Raw genomic sequence first — 14,857 nt, 5'->3', positions numbered from 1 at the left:
CTCTACGCCTGATCAGGGTGAGGGCCGGGGCGGTCATCGCGGGCCGCCCCGGCCCGTCGCGGTCTACTGGTCGCCGAGGTTGCGCTCGATGGCGGCGATGATCTGTGGGCGCAGTTCCGCGGCGCGGATGATGGCGTCCACGGAGCCGACCTCGACCGCGCGCTGGATGCTGTGCACGGCGTCGAACTCCGCGGCGACCTCGCCGAGTTTCTCCGCCCGCACAGAGGTCCGCAGCTGCTGCAACTGCGTGAGCAGCCCCGGCCGATCGCCAGGAGCGGCCGCGGCGATCTGAGTCTCCAATTCGGACACCCGTGGATCCTTGGCGGTACGGGCGTTCACGTCGCCGGAGAACACCACGGCCGCCGCGGGCGCGCCGCCCAGCACCGAGGCGAAGGAGCCCTCGATGGCCAGCACGGTCATGTTCGGGTTGAGCGCCTTGGAGAACACCACGAACGCTCCGCCGTGGTAACGCGAAATCACGCAGAACACGATCGGGCCGCGGAAGTTGACGATCGCCCTGCCGATCTCCGCCCCGTACTCCAGCTGCAGCTTGCGCATCGACTCGGGCGAACCGTCGAACCCGGACAGGTTGGCCAGCACCACCAGCGGCCTGTTCCCGCTGGCAGCGTTGATCGCCCGCGCGGCCTTCTTCGACGACTGCGGGAACAGCGTTCCGGCGGTGTACGTGTCCGGGCCGTCGGTGGGCGGGAACCCGCGCCGCGGCACCGAGCGCGACTCGATGCCGATCAGGCACACCGGGATTCCGCCGAGGTGGACGTCCTGCACCACGGTCGTCTCGGAGTCGGCCATGCCCGCCCAGCGTTCCAGGATCGCATGGTCCTGGTCGGCCAGCGCCCGCATGAGGGTCCGGATGTCGAAGGGCTTCTTGCGGTCGGGGTTGTGTTCCTTGGAGAAGATCTGGCCCACGGTGGTGAAGTCGCTGTCGGGCACCGTGTGCGGGTGGCTGGAGATGTCGCGGTCGGCCGGGTCGGTGGTGACCGCCCGGCGCGGCCTGGTCTCCCCCGGCGCGATGTAGGTGTGCGTGTGGTGGGCCATCAGCACTTCCTGCGCCGCGCGCAGGTCCGGCGCCCAATATTGCGCCTGCCCGTTGGGGCCCATGACGCGGTCGTAGCCGCCGATGCCGAAGTTGTCCTCGGCGGACACCCCACCGGAGAAGTCCAGCGACTGCTTGCCCGTCAGCACCATCGCCGATTCCGGTGTCATCACCAGGATTCCCTTGGTGTGCATGAGCATCGTGGCCTCGGCGTTCCAGTAAGGCTGGGCGCCAACGGTGATTCCGGCGACGACGATGTTGATTTCGCCGCCCGCCTGGGTGAACTCCACGATCCGCTTGAGCGCCGCTGCGACCCAGTCCATGTTCTCGGTGCCTGAGTTCATCGAGATCCGCGCGCCGGCCGACAACGCGAACCAGTCCAGCGGCACGCTCATCCGCTCGGCGAGGTTCAGCGCGGCGATGACCCGGGCGCATTCCGGCTCGGAAAGCGCGCCCAGCGCCTTGGTCGGGTCACCGAGCAGCACCACCCGGGTGACGCCCTCGGGGTACCGGTCGGTGGGGGTGCTGGCGACACCGGCCACGATGCCCGCCTTGTTGGCGCCCTTGGGCCGGTCGACCGCCACCAGCTCGCCACTGTCATCGAGGTCGTACTCGGTGAACGTGCCGTCTTTGCCCGCGAGCAGGCCGGTCAGCTCATACGGGTACGTGGTCCCGCGCCGCCGGGCGGAGAGCACCTTCTGCCGGTAGTCGTCGATCGGCTCGATCAGCGCGGTCGTGGGTGTGGTGACCGACAGCCGCGTACCCGAGTCAAAGGAAACCTCGACGGCGATGTCGGCGACCTCGCCGGTTTCCGCGTCGCGCTGGCGGCCGAGCACCAACACCGATTCCAGCCCGGCGCCCGCTGTGCGCGGCACCATACGCTGGATGACGATGTGCAGCTCCTCGACGGTCAGCTCGCTGGAGGGCCAGACGTAAAGCGTGATGCGGTTGGTGTCGAGCCGTTTCTTGGCCGGCCGCTGGGCCTGAACCCGGCGGATGGCGTCCAGGCAGCCGTCGAGCATGCCTTCCAGGGCGGGCAGGGCGATGACCCGGCCGTCGCTGTCGCGAAGCGGGGTGAGGTCGCGGACCTGGCCCATCGCGGCAAGCCGCTCGTCGGCGGGGTTGCGCGAGGCGACGCAGCGGAACAGGTATACCTCTTCGTCGATGGACGGCACCCGGGTCAGGTCGAACTCGCGCAGCCGTGGCAGCTGCAGGCGCTGGGCGATGCGCGGATGCAGCCCGCGGATCACCCGGTCCTCGCCAAGGCCGGGACGGAACGTGAAGTGGTGGTGGATCGCGGTTCCGGTGCGCCCGGCCACCGACACCGTCACCCGTTGCAGCACCTGCAGCAGGCCGGCCCGCTCGACGGCCTCGTGCAAGGCCGTGGCCATCGCGTCGGTGTCAGGCTGATCGGCCCAGGTCAGGTACACGTCGACCACGGAGGCCGCCTCGGCCAGCTCGCCCACCTTGGCCAGCGCCGCCGGCAGATCGGCGAACGCCGTCGCGGTGGCGATGAGCCGGAACCGCTCGCCATGGCGGTCGTACTTCGCGGTGAAGAACGGATGGCCCGACATGTCCAGGCAGCGCGCCTCGTCGATGTCGCCGTTGCCGTAGTAGCGACGGCTGAGCACTTCCAGCATCGGGCCGTTGTCGGCGCCGGACCGGCCGATGCGCTGGGCGAGCAGCCGCACCAACGGTTCCGGGGAGGCGACCATGCTGGCGATCCGCTCGCCACGGTCCGCCGAATCGGGGTGGCGGTCGAGGTGGCGCAGGTGTTCGCGGACGTCGTTGTAGACCTCGGCCCGCTTGCGGCGCAGCATCGGCTGGGCCGCCCAGCGGAACACGATGCTGCGGGCGAGGTCGCTGATGAGCGGGAAGCGCACCTGGGTCGCCGAGATGAGATGCTCGATGGCCCTGCCCACCAGCTCACGCTGCCCGTCGCCGGGCATCGGGTCGGCCAGCCACACGTTGAGCAGCGCCGCGATCACGCCGGCGTCGGCGGAGGCCCGCTGCTGCGCCAGAAAAATCCGGAACACCGCTTGCTCGAGGGCGGGGGTGCGCTCGAAGCTGTCCACGCCGTAGTGGGCCAGCACCCGGGCCAGCCGCTGGCGGAACGCTTCCGGCAGAGCAGCCCTTTCCACGTCGAGGCTTTGCAGGTACGTGTGGAAGTACTCGCGCGGGCTGTGCACCCGGGTGTCGGCCTTGGACTCCTCACCGGCCGCCCGGTTGCGGGACAGCTCGGACAGGTCGGCGAACACCTGCAGCAGCTCGGCTTCCGCCTCGACCGGCCGGGAGCCCAGCTCGGCCCGCCCGGCCAGGTAGGCCGACAGCGCCCGGCGTTCGTCGCTGGGGTCGACGTCGTAGCCCAGCAGAAGGCTGCGCAGATCGGCGATGTCACGCGCGACTCTGGTTTGCGGGCTCAGACCGTCCTGCTCGGGCGGCAGATCGAGGTCCACTTTCTCGGCCACGGCGGCAGGGGTGTCGCTGTCGTCGCCGATCGGTTCCAGGCGCAGCAGCGGCGCGCCGCTTTCCACCTGGCTGCCCACGGCGACGTTCAGCTCGCGCAGCTTCGCCCGGACCGGGGTACGCAGCACGGTTTCCATCTTCATGCTCTCCAGCACGAGCACGGCCGCGCCCGCCTCGACCTCGTCGCCGACCGCATGCGGTGTGGCGACCACGAGCGCCGGCGCGGGAGAACGCAAAATGCCGCCCTCGTCGCGGCCGACCCGGTGGGTGACCCCGTCGACCTCCACCAGGTGCACGGGCCCATGCGTGTCGGTGACCAGCCGGAACCTGCGGCCGTTGACCACGACCCGGCCGAGGTGCGCGTCGAAGCGCTCCAGCTCGACGTCCACAGTGGACGCACCGTCGATGCCGACCCGGAACCGGTGCGGCCCGATCTGCGCGACGGTGACCCGGTGCGCGGCGCCGCGCAGTTTGAGATCGATCGGCCGGCCGCTGTCGTGTTGCACCTGCGGCCGCCCGCCGTGTGCGGTGGTGAGCAGCCGCTGCTGTTCGAGCAGTGCCGTGTCCTCGTAGGCCTCGATGGCGGCCGCGGCCAGGGCGATGCCGGAGTGCTTGGTGTTGACCAGGCGGCCCTCCGCACGGACCCGGTCGATCCAGCCGGTGTCGGCGCTGCCGTCGATCACCTCTGGCTGGTCGAGCAGGTCTAGCAGGAAGCTCTTGTTGGTAGCGCCGCCGTCGATGATCACGGTGGTCTCGGCGACCGCGCGGCGCAGCCGGCCCAGCGCCTCCTCACGGGTGCGCCCATAAGCGATGATCTTCGCGATCATCGAGTCGAAGTCGGCGGGAATCACGTCGCCTTCGCTGACACCGGTGTCGACCCGGATCCCGGGGCCGGCTGGAAGGACAAGCCGCGCGATGCGGCCCGGGGAGGGCGCGAAGTCGCGGTCGGGGTCTTCGGCGTTGAGCCGGGCCTCGACGGCGTGGCCGACCTCGGCCGGGACCGGCCCACCGAGCTTCTGCCCGGCGGCCACCTGGATCTGTGCTTTGACCAGGTCGAAATCGGTGGTGGCCTCGGTGATCGGGTGTTCCACCTGCAGCCGGGTGTTGACCTCAAGGAAGGCGAACAGCTTCTCGCCCGGGTGGTAGAGGAACTCAACTGTCCCGGCGCCGCAGTAGCCAACCGCGAGCGCGAGCCGCTCAGCTGCCGACTTCAGCTCAGCCACCTGCTGCGGGGCGAGCACCGGCGAGGCGGACTCCTCGATGACCTTCTGATTGCGCCGCTGCACCGAGCAGTCGCGCACCCCCAGCGCCCACGCGGTGCCCTGGCCGTCGGCTATCACCTGAACCTCGACATGGCGGGCACCGGTGACCAGGCGCTCCAGGAAGACGACGCCGCTGCCGAAGGCGCGCTTGGCCTCCAGGCTGGTGCGCTCGAAGGCGTCTTCGAGCTCGTCATCGTCGCGCACGACGCGGATGCCGCGGCCGCCGCCGCCGGCCGTGGCCTTGAGCATGAGCGGGTAGCCGATGTCGGCGGCCGCGCGCTTGGCGGCGTCCAGGCTCTCCACCGCGCCGCGGCTCCAGGGCGCGACCGGTACCCCGACTTCCTCGGCGATCAGCTTCGAGCCGATCTTGTCGCCGAGTTTGCGCATCGCCTCGGCGCTCGGGCCGATGAAGGCGACCCCGATCCTTGCGCACAGCTCGGCGAAGGCCGGGTCCTCGGCCACGAAGCCCCAGCCCACCCATGCCGCGTCGGCGCGGGTTTCGACGAGCGCCCGCTCCAGCACGGCGTGGTCCAGGTACGGCCGCGCCGAGGCAGGTCCCAGGCAGTAGCTCTCGTCGGCCTCGCGGGCGAAGGTCGCGGTGCGTTCCGCGTCGGTGTAGAGCGCGATGGTCTTGATGGGAGGTGCCCCGGCCTCGGCGTTTATCTCCCGAATGGCATGGATCAGCCGCATGGCCGCTTCACCGCGGTTGACGATGGCGATGCGTGTGAACACCGAGTAAGCCTTTCGATGAAATCGAACAGGAGGCCTTGAGGATGGGCCCCAAGAACAACCTTTACGGCTACTCGCCGGTAGCAGCCGATCGTACACGTCAATCATCCACAACAAGTTTTGTGGAGACCCTCCAAGTCCACAGTTAATCTTGTTCAGCGATTCTCGATACCCCCCATCGGCCCGGGGTGGAGCGATGCTCGGGCCGTTATTTTGAAAGTTATCCCGGCCTGGAGGTCCGTCATGAGCGTGTCGCCCAATCCGCTTCTTTCCCGCCTCGACATCTTCATCGGTCGATGGGAGCTGACCGCGGTGGCCGGCGAGCAGGTGATGAGCGTGGCCCAGACCGAGTTGCGCTGGCTCGGCGAGCGCGGCTTTCTGCTGCAGCGCACCGATCCGCCGAGTTTCCTGGTGCCGCAGTGGCAGGGCGCCGCGCCGATCTGGGTGGAGGCGGTAATAGGCGCCGATGACCACTCCCAGGCCTACACCATGCTCTACACCGATTCCCGCCATGTTTGCCGCGTGTACGCGATGCAGCTCAACGGTCGCGAGTGGACGATGTCATCGCGACCGGGGCAGGATTTCCACCAGCGCTGGATAGGCGCCTTCAGCGAGGACCTGTCGGCCATCGAGGGCGACTGGGAGGCCTCCACGGACGGCCAGACATGGTCGAAGGATTTTCATATGAGCTTTCGCCGCCTGTCATGACGGCCGCTCCGCCAACTGTCCACATCGGATGCCTGCTGTAGCGCACTTTTTACGTGCAGTGACCATCAATCGCATGCTGCACACCGTGCGCAAAGTCACCGCAACGGTTCGTGTAACAGAAATACACAACGTTGACTACATCGAGTGCCGATCACCTGGGAAAACTCGGTCAGGTACCCAAAATCGTCACGTGACAACCACTAAAAGTGATTTTTCAAAATCTGCACGAATTTGAAGGTGGTCTATTGAGCCAATGCTGAGATAGGAGCAGGATGAACGCCAACTCCAGGTCGCTGCCAGCCCGGCGGACCGGAGTTTGGAGAGGAGTATTGCCACCATGCGTGGTATCCACAGACGACCGGGCGGCCGAAAGAAGCCCTTGACCGTCGCCGTTGGCGTACTCGCAGTCGTTGGGGCGATCGCGTTGACCGGTCCAGCCACAGCCGACTACGGCGGCGCCTCTGATGCTCCGATTCTGGGAATCTGGGAAGTCCAGAGCCTCAACGGCATGAACAACAACCCCTACTCCCCCCGCGCTGGTGCGGCAGGCGACCGTTACCTGCGCATGGGATCTGCCCGCTACGCCGACGGACGCAGCGCGCAGACCAACGGGCCCAACGTACGCAACGTCTCCAACCGAATCTTCAACGACACCAACGTCAACGTCTTCTCCGAGCGGGACGTGACGCAATGGGGATTCGTCTGGGGTCAGTTCCTGGACCACACCCTCGGTCTGCGCCAGGAGGACGGCACGCCAGCCAACATTCCTTTCAGCGCAACCGATCCGCTGGAGACGTTCCGCAACGACCTCGGCGTGGTCCCGTTCATCCGCTCAGCCGCCGCGCGCGGCACCGGCACGAGCAGCGCGCGTCAGCACACCAACACCGAAACCGCGTTCATCGACGCCGAGGCGGTTTACGGGGCGAGCGACTCCCGGCTGGACTGGTTGCGTGAGGGAAAGATCGACGGCAACCCCGACAACAACGGGGCGCGTCTGTTCATGCCGTCCAACTATTTGCCTCGCAAGGACAGCAGGGGCAACCCCGCGAACGCGCCGGCGATGGCGGTCGACGGCCGATTGCTGGCCGCGCCGAACAGCGCAGTGGTCGCCGGTGACATGCGAGCCAACGAGAACATCGCCTTGACCGCCACCCAAACCCTGTTCGCCAGGGAGCACAACCGGATCGTGTCCAAGCTGCCGAACTCGCTTTCGCAGCAGGACAAGTTCCAGATCGCCCGCGCCGTGGTGATCGCGGAACAGCAGTACATCACCTACAACGAGTTCCTGCCCGCGATGGGCGTGACCCTGCCCGCCTACCAGGGTTACAACGAGTACCTCGACCCGTCGCTGTCGCACGAGTTCGCCACGGTCGGATACCGGGCGCACAGCCAGATCCACGGTGAGCTCGAGGTCGAAACCGACGCCAGCCGGTACCCGAAGAGGGTCCTTGAAGCGTTGGAAGAACAGGGCATCGAGGTCACCGTCGACGATGATGAAGTGGCCATCGCGGTGCCGCTGAACGTGGCGTTCTTCAACCCCGGCCTGGTTCAGCTGATCCAGCTCGGTCCCCTGCTGAAAGGCATCGGCGGCGAGCCCGAGTACAAGAATGACGAGCTGATTGACAATCAGCTGCGCAGTGTCATGTTCAAGGTTCCGGTTTCGGGTAACGAGGAGTGCCTTGACGGCCCGACGTTGCCGGAGTGCTTCAACGGAGTGGCCGACCTGGGCGCGATCGACATCCAGCGTGGCCGTGACCACGGCATGCCGAGCTACAACCAGATGCGCAACACCTTCGGCCTGCCGTCGAAGAACTCGTTCACCGCGATCACCGGCGAGCCGACGGAATCGTTCCCGTCCGACCCGCTGCTGACCCCGGGCAACGAGATCAACGACCCCAACTGCCTGGACATCGTCGCGTTGTTCGACATCAACGGCAAAGCGACCACGGTCGAGAACGACAACGCTGTGCGCATCGTGCGGCGCTGCTCGCTGGCAGCCCGGCTCAAGGCGCTCTACGGCTCGACGTCCAACCTGGACGCCTTCACCGGCATGGTGGCCGAGAAGCACGTCGACGGTTCGGAGCTGGGCGAGTTGCAGCTGGCGATCTGGAAGGACCAGTTCATCGCGGCACGCGACGGCGACCGGTTCTTCTACCTCAACGACCCTCTGCAGAGCTTCATCCGCAAGAACTACGGCATCGACTCGCGGAGGACTCTTGCCCAGGTGATCGCGGCGAACACCGATATCCCGCTGTCGGAGCTCAACGCCAACGTGTTCCGGGTCTCCGTCGACGCGGCCGCCGCGGCGACCTCGCGCGCGCGGACCGAAACGGACAACAAGCGGCCGGAGGCACAGCCGACGGCGCTGACTCGCCACAACAAGAAGTTCCACACCGAGAAGCCACACAAGGCAGTCCCGCCCCGACACTCCGGCCCGAGGACCCTCGGACGCCGGCGCAGGCAGGACGGCTGCCCCGAGTAACGCGGTAAATCGTTGGTGCCACGCCGGTTCGCCCGGCGTGGCACCGGTGATCTTCAGCGGCCCATTAATTGCTGAACCTGCTCGAGTTCCTGCGGCGACAGCGGGCCGAACGCCAATGCGCCTGCGTTCTCCGCTATCTGCTCGACGGTCCGGACTCCCGGAATGGGTATCGTTGCTGGGCTCCGCGCCCACAGCCACGCCAATGCCCCTTGGGCCAAGGTTCGGCCGCCGGAGGTGAGAACGTCGCGGATAGCGTCGACGCGGGCCAGCCATTCCGGCGCCGCTGCCGCGCCCTGGAAGTACGTCATCCACGGCAGCGGCTGGCTGCGCACGTCGTTGGCGGGCAGGGTGCGCCCGTCGTGGTATTTGCCGGACAGCAGACCCATCGCCAGCGGGCCCCGGTTGATGCTTGCCAGGCCCAGCGACTCGCAGACCGCGAACATCGCCGGCCTGTCCTGCAGGACCGATGCGTCGTGCTGAATGGCGATCGCGCCCGGCGCGGACTTCGCGAACGCCGCCGCCCGATCCGGGTCGTCGGTGCTCCAGCCGTAGCCTCTGATCTTGCCTTCGGCCTTGAGGGTCTCCAGGGTTTCGACCAGCTCGAGTGCCTCCACGACCGGCATGTCGCCGATGTGCAGCTGGTACAGGTCCAGGTAGTCGGTACCCAGGCGCTGCAACGACTCCTCGGCGCTGCGGCGGGCATAGGCCGCGCTGCCGTCCTGCCCGGTCGCCGTCCTGGTCGCCTCATCGAAGGTGTAGCCCCACTTGGTCGCGATGATCGCTTGATCGCGACGCCCGCGCAGCGCCGCGCCGAGAACCCGCTCGCTGTGTCCTGCGCCATAGCTTGCTGCCGTGTCGAACAGGGTCACCCCGAGGTCAAGCGCCCGATGGATGGCGCGCGTCGATTCGGCGTCGTCCACCGCTCCCCACCCGTACTGCTCGTTGTTCCCGTGGTATGGCCCGCCGATTGCCCAGCACCCCATGCCCAGCGCGCTTGTTTCGGGACCGTTGAGCCCGAGATTTCGTTTCATGGGATAACCCTGGAGCCTGGAGCGCGCTCCAGGTCAAGATGTCGCCATGACTTATTCGCCCAGCCTTGCCGCCGACCGCAGCGGGTTCAGCTTGGACACGCTGCGCTACTACGAGCGAATTGGACTGCTCTTCGACATCGAACGCACCTCCAGCAATCAGCGCATCTTCACCGACCAGGACCTTGACTGGCTGGGCGTGCTGCGTTGCCTGCGCGACACCGGTATGCCGATCGCCACCATGCAGCGTTACGCCACGCTCGCTCGCGAAGGGGATCGCACCCACCAGGCCCGGCTGGAGCTGTTGCGCGAGCACGCAATTCAGGTCGCCGAGCGCATCTCAACCATCAAAGAGCAGGAAAAACACCTTCACGAAAAAATTGACTGGTACGAGAAACAGCTCTAGCGAGTCGCAGAGTTGGCGTTGGCCAGCGCGTCGGCGCGCTTGATGAGCGCGGCCAGCCTGGCGATCTTCGCTTCGCGGTCGGGCACCGGGACCTTCCGGTTGCCGAGCACCCGATTGAGCCATTCGAGGTGCGGGTCGAGCTGCGCCCGCAGCCGGGCCATGTCCAGGCTGCCCCGGACGCTGGCGACCAGGCCGCGCTTCTTGGTCATCTCGCGGGAGCTCATCGTTTTGACGATGTCCGCGATCGCCGTCAAATGTTCGTCCACACTGGACGCACCCGGCGTGAACGTGTTCATCTTCCCACCCTTGTCGGGCACCTGCATGGTGCCGAAGCCGCCCGGGTCGAAGTGGCTGGTGGTGCTGGGCGCGGTGACGGGCACGCCCCACTTGTCCGCTGTGGACTGTGCCATCGGCGCGCCGGCCTTGTCGTTGCCGACGTTGCAGCCGTACAGAACCACGCTCGGATCCTCGGCCCACTGCACCTTGTAGTCGTCGAGGTCCGCGGGACGCATCTTGCGCTCCTCCATTTCCGCCGCTGTCTCCGCACCCTTCTTGCCCCAGCCCGGGTCCTGCCCGCCGAGGTTGACGCCCTGCTCCCAGCCGTGGGAGTAGACGTGGACCTCCTTGACCGGCAGCGCATATTGCTTGTTGAGCACCTGGCGCAGCTCGACCTCGGTGGGGGTATATGCCACGACGATGGTGTTCTGCGCGGCCGCCTTGCCGAGCCGAGCGGTGATCTCACGCTGCTTCGCCTCGGCCGCGTACTTCATCTGGAGGCCGACATTGTGTTCGTAGGGGGTGCCCGGGTTCAGCCGCGGGCTGCCGTAGCAGATGAGGTAGGTCGCGGGCGGTGGCACGGCCGCCGGAGCACGATGGATCACCGGGCTCTGCTCCGACTGCTCGACCACGTGGCTCAGCTCGTGCATCAGCACATCGCCGACATTCTCCCCGCTGCGCACGAAAATGTGCTCGCCGTAGGTGTATGCCCGAGCGTCCATGGCATTGGCGGCTTGGCTGGCGAACTCGTCGCGATGAATGCGCACGCCGCCGAAGTCGAAGTTCAGCAAGGACCCGGCTTCCGCGGCCACCCTGGCATCGAGCTGCTCGCCTTGCCCGCGGGCCGCGGTGAGGTGCGCCCGCCACGCCGATTGGCTTGGCGTGTAAGGGTTTTCGTGGGTGATCCGCTCGCCCGGCATCGCCTCAGTCTAGACGCTGCTATCCGGCATCCATAGCGTCGGTCATCTTCACGTCGCGTTCCCACTGCCGGGGTGCGCTGACCTTGGCCCAGCTGGTGGCGAATGTCATCCGGCGCAGCCGGGGCGAGACGCTGCACAGCCGAAACCAGCGGCGGCTGAAGAACGTTTCGATCGGGTTGCTCGCCATTCCCTGCCGCAGGGTTCGCATCGCCAGGTCGACCGCCTCGAATCCGTACTCGCGCATGTCCGCCTCGTATTGGCCGATCGCTTGCAGCAGCGGCAGATCGCCGCGGGCGGCCCGGGACAGTTGGCGGGTAAGCAGGGCGGCGTCGCGTAGGGCGGTGTTGGCGCCGTTGCCCCCGGCCGGTGGCATGCCGTGCACGGCATCGCCGAGCATGGTGACCCGCGAGGGCGCCCACGGAGATGGCCGGTCGCTGGCGTGGAACGGATATGCCCCCACATCCTCGGGCGGGCACGCGTCGATGAGCCGCCGCAGCGCGGGATGCCAGCCGCCGATCAGCCCGGCAATGTGGGACTTGAGCTGTGCGCCATCGAGGTGCTGCGGATGGTCCGGGAACTGGTCGGCGCGGGCGACGAATGCGCAGAGCAGATAGTCGTCCCCTACCGGCGTCAGATGTTCGAACACCGAAGTGAACAGGAAATATGGTGCGCCGGTCAGGACGAGGTTCATGCCCCGACCCAGCCGCGCGGGCAACCAGCCGCGGGTGGCCTCGGTCAGCGGCAGTTTGAGCCCGACTCCCAACACCCCGGTGTCTGTGCGGGTGGCCAGGGGCAGGTGCTGTGCGCGCAGCCGGGAGCTGATCCCGTCAGCGCCGACGAGGACGTCGCCGGCCGCGTGGGTGCCGTCGGCGAAAACCGCGGTCGGGCGCCCGTCGGGGGCCAGCTGGTAGCGATCGAACGCCTTGCCGTAGTGGACGGCATCGCCGAGCCCGTCCAGCAGGATGCCCCGCAACGTGTGGCGGTCGACGGGATAGGAGCGCTCGGCCGGGTCCGGGTGGTGCGGATACATGATCTCGTCCTCGACCACGACCAGCTCCCGCAGATCGCTGCGCAGGAAACCGAAGCCGCCGCCCGGCCGGCCCACAGTGTCAAGGAAGGCTTGCCACTGCTGGTCGGGCAGGCAGGCCCGTAGTGACCGGCTGCCGGCCGGGTTGATCGCGAGGCGGTAGCGGTCCAGACGATCGTCGCGGTGCCGATCGCGTTCGTAAACGGCGACGCCGATGCCATGCTTGCGCAGGCCCTGGGCCAACGCCAGGCCGCCGATGCCGCCGCCGACAATGATCACGTCGTTCATGAGCCGGACTCCTTGGAGAACAGGCCGCACAACTGCTCGACAACGGGCTCGGCCACTTCGGGACGCAGCCGAACACCTTTGATGGTGGCGATCACCAGCTCCACGCTGGAGTCGACGTCGAGGTCGACCGACCAGGCGCGCTGCTCGACGCCTTCCTCGAAGATCGTCGCGAGGGCGGCCCGCCAGCCCTGCTCGTCGTCTCTGATGGTGGTGGCGGTGGATTGGTCGCGACGAGCACGACGATCAAGCTCATCGAGCACGATGAACAATTCGGGCTGCGCGGTGAGGGCCGTCGCGATCTCGCCTAGGTGGTGGCGCAACCGGGCGGCGGGCTCCAGATCCATACGCATGGTTCCCTCCAATTGACCCGTCGCGTGGTGAAGAACCGCGGCGATCAGGTCTGCCTTGGTCGGGAAGTAGTGATGCAGCGTGGAATGGTCGATGCCCACGGCCGCAGCGATCGGCCGCAGCCGGAATCCCTCGAAGCCGTTCTCGGCGATCGCCGAGAACGCCGCCCGGATCAGCGCTTGCCGGCGATCAGGCTGCTCCGCCACCCGCCCCACCCTTCTCGTCTCCCAACCAACTGGTTGGTTGGCTCCACCCTACACGGCGGGGACGGCTGGTCGCTACGCCGCTACCTCGACAGCTGGCCGACAGCGTCGGGCCGGTGATGCACGAGCAGCCGGGTCAGCAGACGGATCAACGTTGCTCGTTCCCCAGGAGACAGCGGCTCGAGCAGATCATCTTGTACCTTGTCCAGCACCCGGTCCATCCGGCGCAGTTGCTGGGTTCCGGCTCTGGTCAGGCGCACCAGATTGCGCCTGCGGTCGGCCGGGTCGGCGGTTCGATCGACGAAGCCCTCTTCAGCCAGCTCGTTGATCGCCGCCACCACGTCGCTGCGGTCCAGGTTGCCCCGGCGGGCGATTTCGATCTGGCTGGATTCGCCGAACTCCTGCAGCGTCGCCAGCACGCGGTAGTGGTAAGCGCCCGAGCCGGTCGCAGCTTGACCGTCAGCGGCCAGGCGTCGGGCGTGCGTGGCCAGCTGGGTGATCAGCCAGCTGGGCTTTGAGGTCAGGCGCTCAGGAACTGCGTTCACGCCAGCCAGCCTAACACCGTTGGCAACACCAACGATTCTTCGCTATCGTTGGTCTCACAAACATTGGCAACACCAACGAAGGAGACGACATGTCCGCCACCATCGAGCTCGCCGACCGTGTCGAGATCGCCGAGCTGTTCGCCCGTCTCGCCCGCCTGCTTGACGACGGCAGGATTTACGACATCAATACCGTCTACGCCGACGACGTGGTGGTGCGCTCACCCCGCGCGGAACTGCACGGCATCGAGGAGGTGCTCGCATTCCTCAGAACGTCCAAAGTGGAAGGTGAGCATACGCAGCATGTCAACAGCGATGTGCTGGTCACCGTCGACGGCGATCAGGTACGGGCTTCCGCGAGCCAGCTCGTGCACTACTTCCGCGCTGGCGAGGCGCCTCACCGCAGCAGTGGCTTGCGGCTGGCCTACCGAGTGGTGAAAACGCCGGCGGGCTGGCGATTCCGCGAGGGGCAGCTCACGCTGGCCTGGTCCAAGACGTCACCATAATCCAGGCAGCAGGCGGTGTGTTTGCTTTTGATAGCTGCGATACCGGTCGCCGAGCACCCGCACGAGTTCGGACTCTTCGACCGCGATGCGCGGCAGCAGCCCAAGAAAGGGGACGATGGCGCAGATCGCCAGGGACAACCAGTTCGCTGCGCCGAGGCCGAATCCGAGGACGATCAGCAGCAGGCCGGTGTAAGAGGGGTGGCGCACCCACCGGTAAGGGCCGCGGGTGACGATCGTCTGCTCTGTCTCGACCTGGACATAGGTGCTGAATGAACCGCCCAGCGCCAGCACCGCCCAGGCCCTCACCGCAAGACCGACCCAGATCGCGGCGAGGCCGGCGAAGGCAAACGCCCGCGGCGCTGGGGTAGCCAACCCCGGCACCAAACCAGAGGTCACCCACCCGGTGAAGACGGCTCCTATAAGGGACACGGAGGCGATCAGACGCGTGCCGCGATCGCGACCTGTCCACACCTTGCCCCGCACAAGATCACGTATGAGCAGGGCTATTTCGAAGAGGAACCAGCAGAACAGTGACACCTGAAACGGCACGGACAACGTGGACACACTTCGCAACGTAGTCCATCCACCAGCCCGGCAGTGTGGCGAGGACGT

Annotated in this window: 11 protein-coding genes; 4 read left to right on the top strand and 7 right to left on the bottom strand. The window is 67.1% G+C overall.

The features are described from left to right. Positions 1 to 63 precede the first annotated feature (63 nt). Positions 64 to 5,514 carry an ATP-binding protein gene (locus tag Rhe02_RS42090; RefSeq protein ID WP_203914124.1) on the bottom strand — a complete coding sequence of 1,817 codons (5,451 nt, stop codon included), beginning with the start codon at positions 5,512 to 5,514 and terminating at the stop codon, positions 64 to 66. Between the two features lie 240 nt (positions 5,515 to 5,754). On the opposite strand from Rhe02_RS42090, the gene Rhe02_RS42085 reads away from it, so the two are divergent. Both Rhe02_RS42085 and Rhe02_RS42080 read left to right on the top strand, forming a co-directional pair. Further along, positions 5,755 to 6,219, top strand: coding sequence for a hypothetical protein (locus tag Rhe02_RS42085; RefSeq protein WP_203914123.1), 465 nt, complete (start codon positions 5,755 to 5,757; stop codon positions 6,217 to 6,219). A 379-nt stretch (positions 6,220 to 6,598) separates the two neighbouring features. Then, positions 6,599 to 8,701 (top strand): peroxidase family protein, encoded by a 2,103-nt coding sequence (locus Rhe02_RS42080; protein ID WP_239124402.1) that lies wholly within the window; start codon positions 6,599 to 6,601, stop codon positions 8,699 to 8,701. Positions 8,702 to 8,754: 53 nt separating this feature from the next. Here the strand turns inward: Rhe02_RS42080 and Rhe02_RS42075 are convergent, their stop codons facing one another. Then, positions 8,755 to 9,732 (bottom strand): aldo/keto reductase, encoded by a 978-nt coding sequence (locus tag Rhe02_RS42075; protein ID WP_203914121.1) that lies wholly within the window; start codon positions 9,730 to 9,732, stop codon positions 8,755 to 8,757. A gap of 46 nt (positions 9,733 to 9,778) precedes the next feature. Between Rhe02_RS42075 and Rhe02_RS42070 the strand changes: the two genes are divergently transcribed. Then, positions 9,779 to 10,135, top strand: a complete 357-nt coding sequence (locus tag Rhe02_RS42070; protein ID WP_203914120.1) for a MerR family transcriptional regulator — start codon at positions 9,779 to 9,781, stop codon at positions 10,133 to 10,135. Here Rhe02_RS42070 and Rhe02_RS42065 read toward each other — a convergent pair. From Rhe02_RS42065 to Rhe02_RS42050, 4 genes are all read right to left on the bottom strand, one after another. Then, positions 10,132 to 11,331, bottom strand: a complete 1,200-nt coding sequence (locus tag Rhe02_RS42065) for an eCIS core domain-containing protein (protein WP_203914119.1) — start codon at positions 11,329 to 11,331, stop codon at positions 10,132 to 10,134. The two genes, Rhe02_RS42070 and Rhe02_RS42065, sit on opposite strands and share 4 nt — an antisense overlap. A 19-nt stretch (positions 11,332 to 11,350) precedes the next feature. Continuing rightward, a complete protein-coding gene (locus tag Rhe02_RS42060) occupies positions 11,351 to 12,646 on the bottom strand; it encodes an FAD-dependent oxidoreductase (protein ID WP_203914118.1) in 1,296 nt (431 codons plus the stop codon). Next, positions 12,643 to 13,200 (bottom strand): TetR/AcrR family transcriptional regulator, encoded by a 558-nt coding sequence (locus tag Rhe02_RS42055; RefSeq protein WP_203914117.1) that lies wholly within the window; start codon positions 13,198 to 13,200, stop codon positions 12,643 to 12,645. Before Rhe02_RS42055 ends, Rhe02_RS42060 begins: the two co-directional genes overlap by 4 nt. Before the next feature lie 80 nt (positions 13,201 to 13,280). Continuing rightward, entirely contained in the window at positions 13,281 to 13,742 is a 462-nt protein-coding gene (locus Rhe02_RS42050; RefSeq protein WP_239124401.1) for a MarR family winged helix-turn-helix transcriptional regulator, read from the bottom strand. Positions 13,743 to 13,831: 89 nt separating this feature from the next. On the opposite strand from Rhe02_RS42050, the gene Rhe02_RS42045 reads away from it, so the two are divergent. Beyond that, a complete protein-coding gene (locus Rhe02_RS42045; RefSeq protein ID WP_203914116.1) occupies positions 13,832 to 14,245 on the top strand; it encodes a nuclear transport factor 2 family protein in 414 nt (137 codons plus the stop codon). On the opposite strand, the gene Rhe02_RS42040 is transcribed toward Rhe02_RS42045, so the two are convergent. Further along, positions 14,237 to 14,809 carry a methyltransferase family protein gene (locus Rhe02_RS42040; protein ID WP_203914115.1) on the bottom strand — a complete coding sequence of 191 codons (573 nt, stop codon included), beginning with the start codon at positions 14,807 to 14,809 and terminating at the stop codon, positions 14,237 to 14,239. The genes Rhe02_RS42045 and Rhe02_RS42040 overlap by 9 nt on opposite strands. Positions 14,810 to 14,857 lie beyond the last annotated feature (48 nt).

Origin of the sequence: Rhizocola hellebori (assembly GCF_016862955.1) — a bacterium.
In the GTDB taxonomy this organism is placed as follows: domain Bacteria; phylum Actinomycetota; class Actinomycetes; order Mycobacteriales; family Micromonosporaceae; genus Rhizocola; species Rhizocola hellebori.
The sequence above is the reverse complement of the archived record's forward strand: the minus strand, read 5'-3'. Positions and strand labels throughout refer to the sequence as shown.